This window comes from Synechococcus sp. HIMB2401 (genome assembly GCF_042883245.1).
GTDB lineage: Bacteria > Cyanobacteriota > Cyanobacteriia > PCC-6307 > Cyanobiaceae > Parasynechococcus.
This window is the reverse complement of record NZ_JBDJKK010000007.1, coordinates 1-15,210: the sequence shown is the minus strand read 5'-3', so window position 1 is coordinate 15,210 and position 15,210 is coordinate 1. Positions and strand designations below refer to the sequence as shown.

Genomic DNA, 15,210 nt, shown 5'->3' with positions numbered 1-15,210 from the left:
TGCGGTGTGGTTCGGGTCGGTGCCCGAGTGGTTAATGGGGGCGGACTGTAAATCCGCTGGCTCTGCCTACGTTGGTTCAAATCCAACCCGGCCCATCCCCACATGCCCTTGTAGCTCAGCGGTAGAGCACTCCCTTGGTAAGGGAGAGGTCTCGAGTTCAAGTCTCGACAAGGGCTTCTTGCTCCCCTCGGCACCGGGGGAGAGGGGTTAAGACCCCAGAACAGCTGCCGACTGCGGGCTGACACTTTGGTTATCAACATTTCCCAGCGTCCATAGGAGGACTTGTCCCGACTCGATGGTTAGGGGCACCGAGTTGGAACGACTGCGGTTGATCACGACCCGCAGTCCATCCGCAACGCCCTCCAGCACGTCAGCCCCTGGGGCTGACCAGCGCAGACCTTCTCTGCGCAAGACCCCATGGTTAGAGCGGAGTTCTGCGAGGGACTGGATGAAGGAGCGCAGATCAGCACTCCAGGGAACGTCCCAGGGGTAAGCCTCACGGCAGGCCGGTCCAGGACCGCTGGAGGGCCCCGGTTCAGGGCCACCCGCGAGGGCAGCTTCCGTGCCGTAATAAATGCATGGCGCTCCCTGATGAAGGAAGAGCAGCAGCAGGGCCAGCTTCAGGGCCGCCACGTCGTTGTTGAGGCTGTGAAGGGCCCGGGGCACGTCATGGCTGTCGAGCAGATTCATCTGGGCCCTGTTCACCACCTCCCGGTAGGAACGCGTTGTTGTCGTCCAGATGGTCAACAAAGCCTGCCCGTCCAGGGGGTCGAGGGGATAGTCGGAATTGCGGTAGTCCCGCCGCAACGCTTCAGCGGCGGCCCAGCAAAGGCTGCTCCATCCCAACCGGTAATTCATCGCGCCATCGAAGTGGTCGCCCTGCAGCCAGGGGGTCGCATCACCCCACACCTCGCCAACAATCCAGGCCTCCGGGTTGGTGGCCCGCACCATCTGCCGGAACTCAACCCAGAAGTCCGCCGGCACCTCGGCAGGGACGTCGAGACGCCAGCCGTCAATCCCCTGCTCGAGCCAGTGACGGCCCACCGCCAGCAGATGCTCCCGAACCCCGGGATTGGCATGGTTGAACTTGGGCAGATCCGGCAAGGCCCACCAACCGTCGTAACCGCAGTCCTCGTCAGGGGCGGAATAGGGCTGCAGGGGCCAACGGTGCACATGGAACCAATCCCGGTACGGCGAATCCGCACCGTTTTCCACCACGTGGTGAAAGGCCCAAAAGCCGCGGCCGCAGTGGTTGAACACCCCATCCAGAACCAACCTCATGCCGCGCTGATGCACGGCATCGATCAGGTCCGTAAGTGCTGCATTGCCCCCCAGCAGGGGATCCACCTCGAAATAGTCGTAGGCGTGATAACGATGGTTGGCGGCTGAGCTGAAGATCGGCGTGAGATAGAGGCAGGTGATGCCCATGGCTTGGAGCCGATCGAGAGCATCGATGACGCCGTAGAGATCCCCGCCCTGGAATCCCTCCTCGCAAGGGTCCGCACCCCAGGGCTTCAGAGCGAGATGGCGCTGCGCATCGACGCGGCCACTGCGGCGGAAACGGTCGGGAAAGATTTGATAGATCACCGCGTCCGCCACCCAGGCGGGGGGATCGCGAAACGGCGTGGTCGCTGCCAAAACCTTTGCAGTCAGCCATCTCCTGGCTAGCAGGAGAGAAAGACCTTGGCCATGGCTGAACAGCCTCTCCTTCTGGCCCTCGATCAGGGCACCAGCAGCTCCAGAGCCGCGCTGTTCAGCAGCTCAGGGGATCTGGTGCTCAGCGCCAGTGCACCGCTGCCGATTTCCTACCCCGCCGATGGATGGGTGGAACAGGACCCGATCGAGATCTGGACCAGCCAGCGGCAGGCCCTGGTGCAGCTCAATTCGAAGCTCAGTGAGGGGCAGCGCAAAGCGGTGGTGAGCTGCGGCATCACCAACCAACGGGAAACCACCGTGCTGTGGCGCCGCAGCAGTGGCCTCCCCTGCGGACCGGCCCTTGTCTGGCAGGACGGCCGCACCGCCGCCATCTGCGAGGCCTGGAAGCAGCAGGGACTGGAGCAGGAGTGGTGCCGGCGCACGGGCTTGCTGCTCGACCCCTACTTCAGTGCCAGCAAGATCCGCTGGATGCTCGACCACTACGACGACGCCCAGGCTGCTGCGGCCAGCGATGACCTCTGTTTCGGCACGGTGGAAAGTTGGCTGCTCTGGCAACTCACCGGCGGCCAGCGCCACGGCAGTGACATGAGCAATGCCAGCCGAACGCTGCTGATGGACCTGGAGCAGCAGCACTGGGTGGATGACTTCCGAGAGCCCACAGGGCTACCCGCCAGCGCGCTGCCCGAACTGCTGCCCTGCCGCGGAGAATTCGGGCGCATGGCTGCGGACCTTCCCTTTGCAGGCTTGCCGATCCAGGCCATGCTCGGCGACCAACAGGCCGCCACCCTGGGCCAGCTCTGTCTGCAGCCCGGAGAAGGGAAGTGCACCTACGGCACGGGGGCTTTTCTGGTGATCAACACCGGCGATGTCGTCCGCCGCTCAGATGCAGGGCTGCTCAGCACCCTCGGCTGGACGGATGCCGCTGGAACACCCAGCTTCTGCCTTGAGGGAAGTCTGTTCAACGCCGGCACCGTCATTCAGTGGCTCCGGGATGGGCTGCAGATCATTGATCAAGCCCCCCAGGTGAACGAACTGGCGCGTTCGGTTCCGGATTCAGGGGGGGTGATGCTCGTGCCCGCCTTCACCGGCTGGGGGACACCGCACTGGGATCCCCAGGCACGCGGTGTTCTGGTGGGCCTCACCCGTGACAGCGGACGCGGTCACATCGCCCGCGCTGCACTTGAGGGGATCGCCCTGTCGGTAGCGACGTTGGTGGAGCTTGCCGAACAGGCCCTCGGGAGCGGCCTGGGTGAACTGGCGGTGGATGGTGGCGCCGCGGCCTCCGATCCTCTGCTGCAGGCGCAGGCGGATTGCACCGGTCTGACGGTGCGGCGACCCGCCAGCCTCGAGAGCACCGCCCGGGGGGTGGCGCTGTTCGCAGGCCTCCAGGCTGGGGTGATCGGCGACCTGGAGCAGCTCGCGAGCGCACGGAGGGACGGAGCGGAACTGTTCCACCCGCAGATGGATGCATCCCAGCGCGACCGCTGGCGCACACGCTGGCAAGACGCCGTCTCCAGAAGCCTGGGGTGGCATGGCTGATCACCAGGTGGACCTGCTGGTCATCGGCGCCGGTGCCAGCGGTGCCAGCGTGGCCTATGAGGCAACACGACGGGGGCTGAGCGTGGCCCTGCTCGAGGCCGGAGACATCGGCGGTGGCACCAGTTGCCGCAGCACGAAGCTGCTCCATGGCGGGGTGCGCTATCTGGAGCTGGCCTTTAAAACTCTGGACCTGGCCCAGCTGAGGCTGGTGCGGGAAGCCCTGCTCGAACGGAGCCACTGGTTGACCCAGGCACCGTTCCTGGCCCAACGACTCGAGCTGGCCCTGCCCACACAACAGCTCTGGGGACAGGCCTACTACCGACTTGGTCTGGGGATGTACGACGCTCTGGCCGGCCAGCGAAGCATCGGCCACAGCCGACTGCTGTCCCAGCAGCAGATGCGTCAGGCCCTGCCTCTGCTGAAGCCGTGTCAGGGCGGCGTGGCCTACAGCGACGGGCAGTTCGACGATGCACGCCTCAACCTGCTGTTGGCCCTCACCGCCGAGCAACGGGGGGCAACACTGCGCACCCGTTGCCGGGTGGTGGAGCTGGAGACCGACGGCACAGGCCAGCTCAAGGCCGCCATCAGTGAATCCGCCACAGGCCAACGGGAACGCTGGCGCGCCTCAGCATTTGTGAATGCCACGGGCATCCGGGCGGATGAGATCCGCCAGATGGCGGAGGCTGATGCTCCCCCAAGGCTGCTCACCAGCCGTGGGGCCCACATCGTGCTGGAGCAGAACCTCTGCCCGGAAGGGCTTGGGCTTCTGGTGCCATCCACCGCGGATGGACGCGTGCTGTTCATGCTCCCCTTCCACGGCCGCACCCTGGTGGGGACAACGGATGAAGCCTGCACCAAGGAGAACGCCACATCCCCTTCTCCAGAGGAGGAGGCCTACCTGCTCAACTACGTGCGTGATTGGTTTCCCCAGCTCCTGCATCCGCAGGTGAGCAGCCGATGGGCGGGGGGACGACCGCTGCTGAAGCCAGCGGACCAGGGCATGGACAGCAGCCGTGTGGTCCGAGAGCACGAGGTGGAAACCATGGCCTGCGGCCTGGTGAGCGTGATGGGAGGCAAATGGACCACCTGCCGGCCGATGGCTGAAGACACCCTGACCGCGGTGGAACTCCAGCTCGGCCGGGCGCTGCCCAAGCCTGAACCCATGCCGCTGCGGGGTGCAGCGGAGTCGCTGCAGGCCACCCAGGACGCCCTCAAACGCCAGAAACACCAACTCGAGGCCCTTCTGCCCGACACCGCTCTAAAGGCCGCTCAACTCGCCCATCTCCAAAGCACCTATGGCTTGGAGGCCGTGGCCTTTGTCGAACGTGCCGAACCCAGCCGACGCGAGCCGCTCAGCCCAGTGATCCCCCTCTGTACCGCAGAGCTGGAGCACGCCATCCAGCAGGAACATGCCCGCAGCAGCAGCGATGTGCTGGCCCGCCGCTGCCGTCTGGCCATGGTGGACCTGAACGAAGCCGAACGAATCCGGCCCCAAGTGGATGCCCTGCTGGATCAAGCCGGCGTGGCGGCAGGCTCCACTTCACCGATCAACCACCAGTTGAATCCATAGGGCGGAAGATTCACAAACCACTCCGGTGAAGCAGGGGGGAATTCACAACCCCACATCACCTCACGGGTGCGCTGACCAGCCCACTCCGAAAGATCCAGACTGAGCGAGGCTCCGGCTGCGGTGACATTGGCGGCCACGAGCACCGTCATCGCCTCGGTGCAGCGGAGATACACCAGCACTCCGGGGTGGGGGCTGTGCAACAACCGAAAGCTTCCATGCCGCAGAGCTGGCAGCAGCCGGCGGCAGGTGAGCATGCGCCGGTGCCAATTCAGCAGCGACCCCGGCAGCTGCTTCTGCACCTCCACATTCACCACGCGGTAGTCGTAACCGGGAGCGGTGATCGGTGGCAGCACCAACAGCGGATCGGGGGCCGTGGAGAAGCCACCGTTGCGGGCCGGCGTCCAGGCCATCGGCGTGCGGTTTGGATCACGGTCTCGCAGACCGGGCCAGTCGCCCATGCCCAGTTCATCGCCGTAATACAGGCAGGGCATCCCTGGAAGGCTGTAGAGGAGCCCATGCAGCAACCGGTTGGAGCGTGGGTCGCCATTGAGAAGAGGAGCCAGGCGTCGGTTGATGCCCCAGTTCAACCAATGCCCCTGTCCCTGGGGCAGGCCCACCCGGATGGTCTGAATCACCTCGTCACTGATGAGATGGCCATCCCCCAACCAGAGTTCATCGTGATTGCGCAGGGGCAGGGCCCAGCTAGCACCAGAGACCGCCTGCTCGGCCTGCATCAAGCACTCCCCGAGCTGCTGGGTGCGGCCACTGGCAATGGCGGCAAACAGATGGGCGGTGAGAACGAAGTTGAACGCTCCATGCAGTTCGTCATCCGCCAGGTATGGAGCGGCCTCCTCCACCGGCTGAATCGCCTCTCCCAGCAAGAGCACGTCACGGCCATGGGCATCCACCCGCTCCCGCAATCGCTTGAGGAAGGCGTGGGTCTCCGGTAACCCCTCGCAGCGGGTGCCCTCTGACTCGAACAGGAACGGAACCGCATCCAAACGGAACCCATCAACGCCGCGATCCAGCCAGAAGTCGACCACCTCCATCATCGTGTCCTGCACCCAGGGGTTCTCGTAATTGAGATCGGGTTGATGACGCAGAAAACGGTGGAGGTAGTACTGCTCGGCAACCGGATCCCACTCCCAGTTGGAAGCCTCGAAGTGCCGGAACAGAACCGGTGCCTCGGCGTAGCGCTTGGGATCGTCACTCCAGACGTACACATCCCGCTCAGGACTGCCCTTGGGAGCCCAGCGGGCCCGCTGGAACCAGGGATGCAGGTCACTGGTGTGATTCAGCACCAGGTCCAAAATCACGCGCATGCCCTGGCTGTGGGCCGCCGTGAGAAACCGATGGAAGGAGGAGAGATCCCCCAGGTCCGGATGGATTCCGGTGAAATCGGTGATGTCGTAGCCCCCGTCCCGCAGGGGGGAGGGATAGATCGGAGTCAGCCAGAGGGTGTTGACCCCCAGCCAGCGCAGATATGGCAACCGCGCCGCAAGCCCCTTGAAATCACCGGTGCCATCGCCATTCCCATCGGAATAGCTGCGAACGATCAGCTGGTAGATGACCGTCCCTGACCACCACGGAAGCGCTGGGGTCATCCCCCGGTTGCAGATTCACCACTGCTAGACCCGACTGGCCTGATCGTCAGCCCTGTGGCCCTCACCCAAACGCAACTGAGCCGGATGAAGGAGCTCGTGGGAGCTGGGCTGACCCGTCCCTTGGCCTGGCGTCGAGAGCAATTGCAACGGCTCTCCGCCCTGGTGGAGGAGCACGAATCGGAGGTACTCGAGGCCCTCGCCGCCGACCTCGGCAAACCACCCACCGAAGCCTTTTTTGAGCTTGTGGCCCTGCGACAGGAGCTCAAGCTCACTGGGCGGCAGCTGGAGCGGTGGATGCGCCCGCGCCGCGTGGCTGTGCCTCTCTCACTGCGCCCCGGCCAGGCCAAGGTTGTGCCGGAACCACTCGGGTGCGTTCTGGTGATCGGACCTTGGAACTATCCCTTTCAACTGACGCTGCGGCCCTTGATCAGTGCCCTGGCTGCTGGCAACACGGCCGTGCTCAAGCCTTCGGAACACGCCAGTGCCATCGCGGATCTGATTGCACGGCTGATCCCTCAGCACTTCGAGCTTGAGGTGGTGCAGGTGGTGCAGGGAGATGGTGCCGTCGCAGCCGACCTGGTGGCCATGCCCTTTGACCACATCTTTTTCACCGGTGGCGGCAGCATCGGCCGGAAGGTGCTGGAGGGGGCCGCTGCACACCTCACGCCGGTGACCCTGGAGCTGGGGGGCAAGAGCCCCGCCATCGTTCTTGAGGGGGCCGACCTCACGGTGGGGGCGCGTCGCTTGATCTGGGGGAAGGGGATCAATGCAGGCCAGACCTGCATCGCTCCAGACCATCTGCTGGTGCCACCCGCCCTGCGTTCACCGCTGCTGAAGGCGATGGAGGAGGCCCGAACGGAGATGTATGGCTCCGATCCCCTCAACTCGAATCAGCTGGGGCAGATCATCAATGAACGCCAGTTCAATCGGCTGGAGCAGCTGCTGGAGTCCGCCAGAGCGGATGGGCGCATCCTGATCGGAGGTGAAATCAGCCGGGAACAGCGGCGCATCGCCCCCACCGTGATTCGTGTGGATGACCGCAATGATCCGCTGATGGCCGAGGAACTGTTCGGACCTCTCCTGCCTATGCTGGTGCTGAACGACCTCACCACAGCCCTTCAGGAGATCCGCCAGGGCCCCAAACCGCTGGCGCTGTATCTGTTCGGCGGTAGTGAGGCCCAGCAACAGCAGGTGCTCACCACCACCAGCTCAGGCGGAGTCTGCCTGAACGATGTTGTGATGCAGGCCGGGGTGCCACAACTGCCCTTCGGCGGCGTCGGTGCCAGCGGGATGGGCAGCTACCACGGCCAAAGCGGCTTCGACACGTTCAGCCACCACAAGGCGGTGCTCAAGCGCCCCTTCCGCTTTGATTTCAAGCTGCGCTACCCGCCCTACAAGGTGGATCTCAACCTGCTGAAGCGGCTGGCGGGATAAGGCCCACGCATCACCAGCACATCCCTTCTGCAGCAGGTGCTCTGGGGGGCTGGCGCTTTACCTCAGGCACCGTATGTTGCGGGCATCTGCCGGAGACGAATGCGCCGTACCGCTCTTGCCGCCCTGCTGCTGACGGCCTGGTTCCCCCTGTCAGCCACGGCTGCCTCGGTGACGGTGCGGTCAGGCGAAACACTCTCCGATATCGCTAACCGTTATGGGGTGAGCGTCGGCACGCTGATGCGGATGAATGGGATCCGCAATCCAGACCTTGTTCAAGCCGGGAGCCGCCTGCAGGTGCCAGGCCCCACCGTGACTGCAGGCTCGGGCCGCCATCGCGTCAACAGCGGGGAAACCCTCAGCAGCATTGCCAGCCGATACCAGGTCCGCAGTCGCGACCTGATGGCCCTCAACAACCTGCGCAATGCCAACCACGTTGAGGTCGGCCAGACCCTGCGCCTTCCCAGCAATGCCGTGATGCCCCGTCCGGCCTTCAAACCGGTGGCTGTAACCCCGATCCCGGGAGCCACGGAACACACCGTTGCCAAAGGGCAGACCCTCACGCAGATCGCCAAGGCCTACAAGCTGCCGGTGGCCAGCCTGATCAGCATCAACCAGCTGAGTGACCCCAACAAAGTGGAGGTGGGCACGCGCCTCTACCTGACCGACCCCTCCTTTAAGACACCCATCACCACCCAGGCGCAGCCGGCAACAACGAAACCGGTTCAAGCCAAGGCCAAGCCCGTCCAAAACAAGGCTGTCCAAACGAAACCGGTTCAGGCCAAAAAACCGGTGGTCAAGGCCAAGCCGGTCGAGGCCGCCAAGCCCAAGCAGACCCTGGCCAAATCGGCTGACTGGCGCACCTATGGCCCGCTCCAGGTGGACTGGGGCAACTGGCAAGCCATGGGTGGCAGTCAAGTGGTGCCCACCCTCAATGCCCAAGGGCAGGCGCTTTATCTGGCCGTGAACTGTTCCGCCAAGAAGATCAATGCCACCGGTGCCGATGGGAGCTGGAAAACCTGGGAAGCACCGAAGAACCGCTTCGAAAAAGACCTGGTGAAGGACCGTTGTCAGGTCAAGGTCTGATCTGAATCAGGCGGCGTAATCGAGCGGCCAGGGGGAATCCAGGAATCTCCGGCCGCTTTCGCGGAGATAAAGCCGCTGTGCACCGTCGTTGCTTTCCTGGATCAACTCCTCTTGCACGAGCCGACGGGCCAACCAGGTCCAGCGGTCATGGCGTCCAGGTTCATGCAGAGCCAGGTGCTCTCCAAGGCGACGCATCTCCGTGCCGTCCTGCTCGGCCAGATGGGCCAGGAGCATTTCCACCTGAGCTGACCAGTCGCGTCGTTTGGGGGACTCCACGCAGCGATCGCAGCGACCACAGGGACCCACCAACTCGCCGACAGCCAGCAGCAAGGCCTGTTCACGGCACATTTCACCCTCAGCGACAGCCTCCATGCGACGCAGCTGCTGCTGTGCCAGGTCCAGGCGGCGACGGTCCTCCAGGGAATCGCTGCCCCGGGTCGAGGCCCGCATGGCCCAGCCCAGGCTGGTGCGATCACCCGGCGAAAACAGCACCTGGCAATGGGCCGGCTTGCCGTCTCTGCCGGCGCGGCCCGATTCCTGCAGATAGCCCTCAGGTGTGGCCGGCAAATCGAGATGAAGCACCAGGCCCACATCGCCACGGTCAACGCCCATGCCGAAGGCCACCGTCGCCACCAGGACGGGCCGCTCGTGCTCAAGAAACAGCTTCAGAGCCTGCTGGCGGGTCTCCGGATCCAGACCGGCGTGATACGGCGTTGCCGCAACCCCTTGGTCAGTCAGACGTTCCGCCCACTGCTCCACCGAACGACGGGTGCGGGCATAGATCAGCGCAGCACCACGGGACATCTCCAGTGCCTCCAACACCTGCGGCATGGGGTCCCTGGGGCGCCGCTGCATCGTGTAGTGCAGGTTGTCCCGGCGGGCTGAACTCACCTGCACGAGCGGGCGACGCAGATCCAGCAGGCGAATGATGTCGGCCCGCACCCTTGGGGCTGCCGTCGCGCTGAGGGCCAGCATCGGCACTCCCGGGCAGAGGCTGCGGATCTGACCCAGGCGGCGGTAATCGGGGCGGAAGTCATGCCCCCAGGCACTGATGCAATGGGCTTCATCCACCGCCAGGGCCACCAGTCGGCCCTCCCGGGCATGACGTTCCAGCATCAGCCGGGTCTGCTCACCCTGAAGTCGTTCCGGCGCGATGTAGAGGAGTCTCAGCGTGGCGTCCTGCAGCTGCTCCAGGGCCTGCTGTCGTCGAGCTGGCTCGAGTCCGGCATGCAGACAAGCCGCAGCGATTCCCCGTCGCTGCAGGGCCATCACCTGGTCCTCCATCAGCGCCACCAACGGTGAGATCACCACCACCAGGCCCTCGCGCACCAAGGCCGGCAGCTGATAGCAGAGCGACTTACCGCCACCGGTGGGCAGCACCGCCAGCGCGTCCCGACCAGCCAGCACAGCATCCACCACGGGCCGTTGCCCGGGGCGGAAGCCATCCCAGCCGAAGTGGGTCTGCAGTGCACGCTCGAGCGAAGCCAGAACACACCAGATGTGGAGGCTTCAGATTATCGAGCACAAGATCTGGAGTCAGGCCAGCGGTGGCGGATCCAATTGATCGGGGGACTCCTCCACCAGCTGGAGCCGCACCCGCTTGCCACCCGCGAGCTCTCCCAACGACACCCGCAATGTGGCGCCGCTGAGAGTCTGCAGAGCATTCAGCACATCGCGCAGGTAGGGCGTGCTGCTTCCGCTTTCAACCCAGAGCCGCTCCTGAAGCCCCCCCAAGCGCCGCCAGGAGGTGTGCAGCTTCAGCACCGCCGACTCAAGGGCCTGGGCCTGGCCCACCGCATCAGCCAGCAGGCCGAGGGCATCCAAGCGCTGGGCCTCCTGCATGGCACGGTCCAGGTCCAGTTCCCCCTGCTGGAAAGCCCGCACGGCAACACCCGACTCGGTTGCCTTGGTGATCCAGCGTGCTGTGCTGGTGACATCCTTAATCCGGTCAAGTTCGGGCTCATCGCGGAGCACCTTGCGTAGATCTTCCTGCTGCGGCTCAGGAAGCTTGGCCAGTTCCCGCACCAGAGGGGCCACCGCACGGGGTGGCAGCAGGTTCTCCTGGGTGCGCTGACGAATTTCCTCCGGCAGCAAAGGGCTGGTGGCCGCCGTGAATTCATCGGTAAGGCGGCGCACCTGCTTGCGGGTGATTTCCTGCCCCTCGTTGGCAGCTTCGGAAATCATCAGCTGCACTTCGGGAACCGCCTGAGCGGTTTCCATGAAGGCCCGCTTGGAGAACTGATTGACACTGCTCTCCTCCAGGGTGCCGTCGCTGAGCATGCTGTCGGCGGATTCCGCCAACTGAATCAAGCCATAGGCGCGGGTCTTGCTGATTTCCTGCTCCCGCAACCACTGCAGGAATCCGGCACCCCGCCCTTCACCGCCTCGCTTCTCCTTGTCCCGCACAGCGCGGAGAATGCGCCCGCGCCAGATCTCCGTCTGGAGATCAAAGCGGTCGCAGACGGCCCAGGCCTGTTCCAGGCGCGCCAGAAATTCCATCGTGCTGATGTCGTCCTGCTCCGGGTCCGGCAAATCCAGCTGAAGCAGCGACGGATCTGGATCAAGAGCGATGGAACTGGTCAAAGGGATACCGACAACGAAGGGACGACATTCTGTGACGCAGCGGTCATCACCATCCATTCCACGAGATACGCTCCGATTGCATCTCCTTATGCCCAGCAATGGCGATCACCCGCGGCGCCAAGGTGCGCATCAAGCGTCCTGAGTCCTACTGGTTCAACGAAGTTGGCACCGTTGCCTCCATCGACACCTCGGGAATCCGCTACCCCGTTGTTGTTCGCTTCGAGAAGGTCAACTACAGCGGCCTGCAGGGCGTTGACGGTGGCATCAACACCAACAATTTCGCCGAAGCGGAACTCGAGCCGGCCTGAGGCCGTTGCCTGAACTCCCTGAAGTCGAGACGGTCCGTCGGGGACTGGCAGACCGTCTTATCGACTTCAAAATTGCGCAGGTCGAAGTCTGCAGACCAAGGGCGATTGCCAGCCCTGGTGGTCCCCAAGCCTTTGTGGCTGGCCTCTGCGGAACGACGGTGGGGCAGTGGCAGCGCAGAGGGAAATATCTGATGGCAGCCCTTGAGCCCGAAGGCGGTTTTTGGGGTGTTCATCTGCGCATGACCGGGCAATTCCAATGGCATGAGCAGCCCTCAGAACCGTGCAAACACACCCGTGTTCGCCTCTGGAACTCGAAAGAGCAGGAGCTGCGCTTTGTGGATGTTCGCAGCTTCGGAGAAATGTGGTGGGTTCCTCCTGGCCAACCGATGGAAGACGTGATCACAGGCTTGACGCGACTCGGGCCTGAACCCTTCAGCGCCGACTTCTCCGCCAGCTATCTGAAGAAGAAACTCAAGGGCAGCAGCCGACCGATTAAAACAGCGCTGTTGGATCAAGCCCTGGTGGCCGGGGCAGGCAACATCTACGCGGATGAATCCCTTTTCGCATCAGGAATCGCCCCCTTCACGCCCGCAGGGCAGCTGAATCTCAAGCAACTGGAGAGGTTGCGGGATGCCTTGGTCAATGTGCTGACCATCAGCATTGGAGCCGGTGGCACCACCTTCAGTGATTTCCGCGATCTTGAGGGGGTGAATGGCAACTACGGCGGCCAGGCCTTGGTCTACCGGCGTGGAGGGGAACCATGCCGCAGCTGTGGAACACCAATTCAAAGGGAAAAGTTGTCGGGCCGAAGCACCCACTGGTGCCCGACCTGTCAAAGCTGATTCGACAACGGAAGCGCAGAAAGAGCGTCCCGATACGGCGGACGCAACACGCCGAACTCGGTGATGAAGCCTGTCACCAGGTGGGCTGGCGTGATGTCGAAGGCGGGATTCCAGGCCTGGGCGCCAGGAGCCGCGACTGCCACACCTCGCGCGTGGGTGATCTCCTCGGCATTGCGTTCTTCGATGGTGATCGCGTCCCCATCGACCGTCGCTCGATCGATGCTGCTACCAGGTGCGCAGACATACAACGGGATGCCATGGGCTCGGGCCACGAGCGCCAGGTTGTAAGTGCCGATCTTGTTGGCAACATCTCCATTGGCGGCGACACGGTCACAGCCCACCATCACGGCGTCCACCTCACCCCTTCGCATCAGCAACCCGCTGGCGCCGTCGACGATCACGGTGCAGGGCACCCCGAGACAGCCCAACTCCCAGGCAGAAAGAGCAGCCCCTTGCAAGCGGGGACGCGTTTCATCCAGCCAGGTATGACGAAGAAGACCACGGGCATGGGCGGCTGCAATCACACCGAGTGCGGTTCCAACGCCTCCCGTGGCAATCGCACCCGTGTGGCAGTGGTGCAAGACCCGACAGCCCTGGGATAAAAGGGAAACGCCGTGATCCACCAATCGCTGGGTCAGCCGACGATCCTCGTCCTGAAGCGCAGCGGCCGCACCGGCGAGTGCTTCAACATCAACCGAAGTGGAGGAAGCCATGGCCGCCTCCATCCGATTGAGGGCCCAGCCGAGGTTGACGGCAGTAGGCCGTGATTCACGCAGGCCTCGGACTGCCGTGGGGAGGTCGTCACTGGAACGTGCAGCCAGCACAACACCCCAGGCCGCCGCAATCCCAATGGCAGGGGCACCGCGCACAGCCATGGATGCAATCGCTTCAGCAACGTCCTGCCATCGGTGCAACTGCATGAAGGCAACAGCACCGGGAAGTTGTCGCTGGTCCAGCAACTCCAGGTGGTCTCCGGTCCAGCGGCAACTGGGGGGAAGCGTCAATGCACGTCGGCCTCTGTGTCCTGTATAGAAGAAGAAGGGATGAGCGGACTGTGACCGCAAGCCAAACCCAGCGCGAGTGGTTAACCGAAGTGATGCGAGGCATCCACCAACGCGGCTGGTGCGATGGCACCGGAGGGAACTTCAGCATGGTGCTACAGCATCAGCCCTTGCAGTTGCTCATGGCACCCAGTGGTGTGGACAAGGGACAGGTGCATGCCGATCAGCTGATTGTTGTGGATGGGCAAGGCAAGGTTTTGACGGGCAACGGAAAAGCCAGTGCCGAAACAGCGCTGCATCTGCGCATTGTTGAAGCAAGCCAAGCTGGAGCTGTACTGCACACCCATTCCGTTCCCGGAACGGTGTTATCCCGCCATTACGAAAACACAGGAGGGATTGTCTTGGAGGGCTGGGAAATGCAGAAAGGCCTGATCGGAATCAACACCCACGCCAGCAGCATCACCATCCCCGTGATCAGCAACAGTCAGTCGATGGATGAGCTGGGCGAGGCCGCCGCACCCTTGCTGGAAACATCACCCTACGGGTTTCTGGTGGCCGGGCACGGCCTTTACGCGTGGGGGGCTGACCTGGATGCAAGCAAACGACACCTGGAAATCCTGGAATTTCTCTTGAAGGTGAGATTGACCCAAATGCAGATTGGAGATCAATGATGAATCAACAGCATCTTCTTCTCGACATCGAGGGAACAACATGCCCAGTGAGCTTTGTCAGCGACGTTTTGTTCCCCTTTGCCAAGCAAGAACTGAGCCACTACATCAAACAACACTGGGTCAAGAGCCCTCACAACAAGTCAATCCAAGCCGCCAAGAGGGAATGGCTGGATGACCAATCTCCCGAAAGCATGCAGATAAAACAGCAGGTTGCAAAGGGGGAAACAAAGGAGATGGACGGATTAATTCAATACCTGAAACACTTGATTAGCATCGACAAAAAGTCGACAGCACTAAAAGATCTACAGGGAAAGATCTGGGAACACGGGTATAACAACGGAGACCTAAAATCTCAACTGTTCCCAGAATCGGCTGAATGCCTGCGAAAATGGCACGAACAAGGATTAACGTTGTCTGTCTATTCATCGGGCAGCATTCAAGCTCAAAAACTGCTTTACAGGCACAGCCCTGCGGGTGACCTTGAAAAACTTTTCAGCCACTGGTTTGACACCCATACAGGCCCTAAAAAATCCACGAAAAGCTACACAACAATCGCCAAGCAGCTCCACAGCTCGCCCAACAAGATTTGGTTTGTGAGTGACAACGGCGCCGAATGCGACGCCGCTCGCTTGGCAGGGATGCAAACCCTCTTCAGCCTTCGCGACGGCAACCCTGACCGAGACCCACGGGATCACACGGTGGTTCAATCACTCCGCGAGGTTGGTGTTCACCTAACAGAAGATCAATAGCCAACAAAAAAGCCACCTCATGCTGAGGTGGCTTCTTCGCGGGTGGTGATGGTGATCGCTTCAGCAATCAGCACATCATCAACCTATTTGGAGAATGTTTTACCTGGCATCGAGCTATTTTCTCAGGGGGCTACCCCCCAAATATCGTCGCCGCTGATGCGTTTCACAAC

Annotated in this window: 13 protein-coding genes and 2 tRNA genes; 10 read left to right on the top strand and 5 right to left on the bottom strand. The window is 62.8% G+C overall.

Annotation, left to right across the window (positions count from 1 at the left end):
• Nucleotides 1-13: 13 nt before the first annotated feature.
• Both AAXE93_RS11975 and AAXE93_RS11970 read left to right on the top strand, forming a co-directional pair.
• Nucleotides 14-95, top strand: a tRNA-Tyr gene (locus tag AAXE93_RS11975).
• Between the two features lie 9 nt (nt 96-104).
• Nucleotides 105-176: transfer RNA gene (locus AAXE93_RS11970), tRNA-Thr, on the top strand.
• A 31-nt stretch (nt 177-207) separates the two neighbouring features.
• On the opposite strand, the gene AAXE93_RS11965 is transcribed toward AAXE93_RS11970, so the two are convergent.
• Entirely contained in the window at nt 208-1,638 is a 1,431-nt protein-coding gene (locus AAXE93_RS11965) for a glycoside hydrolase family 13 protein (RefSeq protein WP_390131031.1), read from the bottom strand.
• Nucleotides 1,639-1,689: 51 nt separating this feature from the next.
• On the opposite strand from AAXE93_RS11965, the gene glpK reads away from it, so the two are divergent.
• Both glpK and AAXE93_RS11955 read left to right on the top strand, forming a co-directional pair.
• Nucleotides 1,690-3,195: a glycerol kinase GlpK gene (gene glpK, locus AAXE93_RS11960; protein ID WP_390131029.1), complete on the top strand. Its 1,506-nt coding sequence runs from the start codon at nt 1,690-1,692 to the stop codon at nt 3,193-3,195.
• The gene (locus AAXE93_RS11955; RefSeq protein WP_390131064.1) at nt 3,188-4,765 is read left to right on the top strand and encodes an FAD-dependent oxidoreductase; all 1,578 of its coding nucleotides are present in this window, start codon (nt 3,188-3,190) and stop codon (nt 4,763-4,765) included. The genes glpK and AAXE93_RS11955 overlap by 8 nt, the downstream gene beginning before the upstream one ends.
• Here the strand turns inward: AAXE93_RS11955 and AAXE93_RS11950 are convergent.
• Nucleotides 4,708-6,369: an alpha-amylase family protein gene (locus tag AAXE93_RS11950; protein ID WP_390131027.1), complete on the bottom strand. Its 1,662-nt coding sequence runs from the start codon at nt 6,367-6,369 to the stop codon at nt 4,708-4,710. The genes AAXE93_RS11955 and AAXE93_RS11950 overlap by 58 nt on opposite strands.
• Nucleotides 6,370-6,423: 54 nt before the next feature.
• Here AAXE93_RS11950 and AAXE93_RS11945 point away from each other — a divergent pair, with 54 nt between their 5' ends.
• Nucleotides 6,424-7,803, top strand: coding sequence for an aldehyde dehydrogenase family protein (locus AAXE93_RS11945; protein ID WP_390131025.1), 1,380 nt, complete (start codon nt 6,424-6,426; stop codon nt 7,801-7,803).
• Nucleotides 7,804-7,902: 99 nt separating this feature from the next.
• Nucleotides 7,903-8,886: a LysM peptidoglycan-binding domain-containing protein gene (locus AAXE93_RS11940; protein ID WP_390131023.1), complete on the top strand. Its 984-nt coding sequence runs from the start codon at nt 7,903-7,905 to the stop codon at nt 8,884-8,886.
• A gap of 6 nt (nt 8,887-8,892) precedes the next feature.
• Here the strand turns inward: AAXE93_RS11940 and AAXE93_RS11935 are convergent, their stop codons facing one another.
• Both AAXE93_RS11935 and AAXE93_RS11930 read right to left on the bottom strand, forming a co-directional pair.
• On the bottom strand, nt 8,893-10,353 hold the full coding sequence (locus AAXE93_RS11935; RefSeq protein ID WP_390131062.1) for a RecQ family ATP-dependent DNA helicase: 1,461 nt from the start codon (nt 10,351-10,353) through the stop codon (nt 8,893-8,895).
• 69 nt (nt 10,354-10,422) lie between these two features.
• On the bottom strand, nt 10,423-11,526 hold the full coding sequence (locus AAXE93_RS11930) for a hypothetical protein (RefSeq protein ID WP_115131698.1): 1,104 nt from the start codon (nt 11,524-11,526) through the stop codon (nt 10,423-10,425).
• 41 nt (nt 11,527-11,567) lie between these two features.
• Here AAXE93_RS11930 and AAXE93_RS11925 point away from each other — a divergent pair, with 41 nt between their 5' ends.
• Together AAXE93_RS11925 and AAXE93_RS11920 are read left to right on the top strand one after the other, a co-directional pair.
• Nucleotides 11,568-11,777, top strand: coding sequence for a photosystem I reaction center subunit IV (locus AAXE93_RS11925; protein ID WP_006851563.1), 210 nt, complete (start codon nt 11,568-11,570; stop codon nt 11,775-11,777).
• A gap of 5 nt (nt 11,778-11,782) precedes the next feature.
• A complete protein-coding gene (locus tag AAXE93_RS11920; protein ID WP_390131020.1) occupies nt 11,783-12,619 on the top strand; it encodes a DNA-formamidopyrimidine glycosylase in 837 nt (278 codons plus the stop codon).
• On the opposite strand, the gene mtnA is transcribed toward AAXE93_RS11920, so the two are convergent.
• Entirely contained in the window at nt 12,610-13,623 is a 1,014-nt protein-coding gene (mtnA, locus tag AAXE93_RS11915; RefSeq protein WP_390131018.1) for an S-methyl-5-thioribose-1-phosphate isomerase, read from the bottom strand. The two genes, AAXE93_RS11920 and mtnA, sit on opposite strands and share 10 nt — an antisense overlap.
• A gap of 50 nt (nt 13,624-13,673) precedes the next feature.
• Here mtnA and mtnB point away from each other — a divergent pair, with 50 nt between their 5' ends.
• Both mtnB and mtnC read left to right on the top strand, forming a co-directional pair.
• Complete coding sequence (gene mtnB / locus AAXE93_RS11910; RefSeq protein ID WP_390131016.1) at nt 13,674-14,291, top strand: methylthioribulose 1-phosphate dehydratase; 618 nt, start codon at nt 13,674-13,676, stop codon at nt 14,289-14,291.
• Nucleotides 14,291-15,040, top strand: a complete 750-nt coding sequence (mtnC, locus tag AAXE93_RS11905) for an acireductone synthase (RefSeq protein WP_390131015.1) — start codon at nt 14,291-14,293, stop codon at nt 15,038-15,040. The genes mtnB and mtnC overlap by 1 nt, the downstream gene beginning before the upstream one ends.
• Nucleotides 15,041-15,210: the final 170 nt, after the last annotated feature.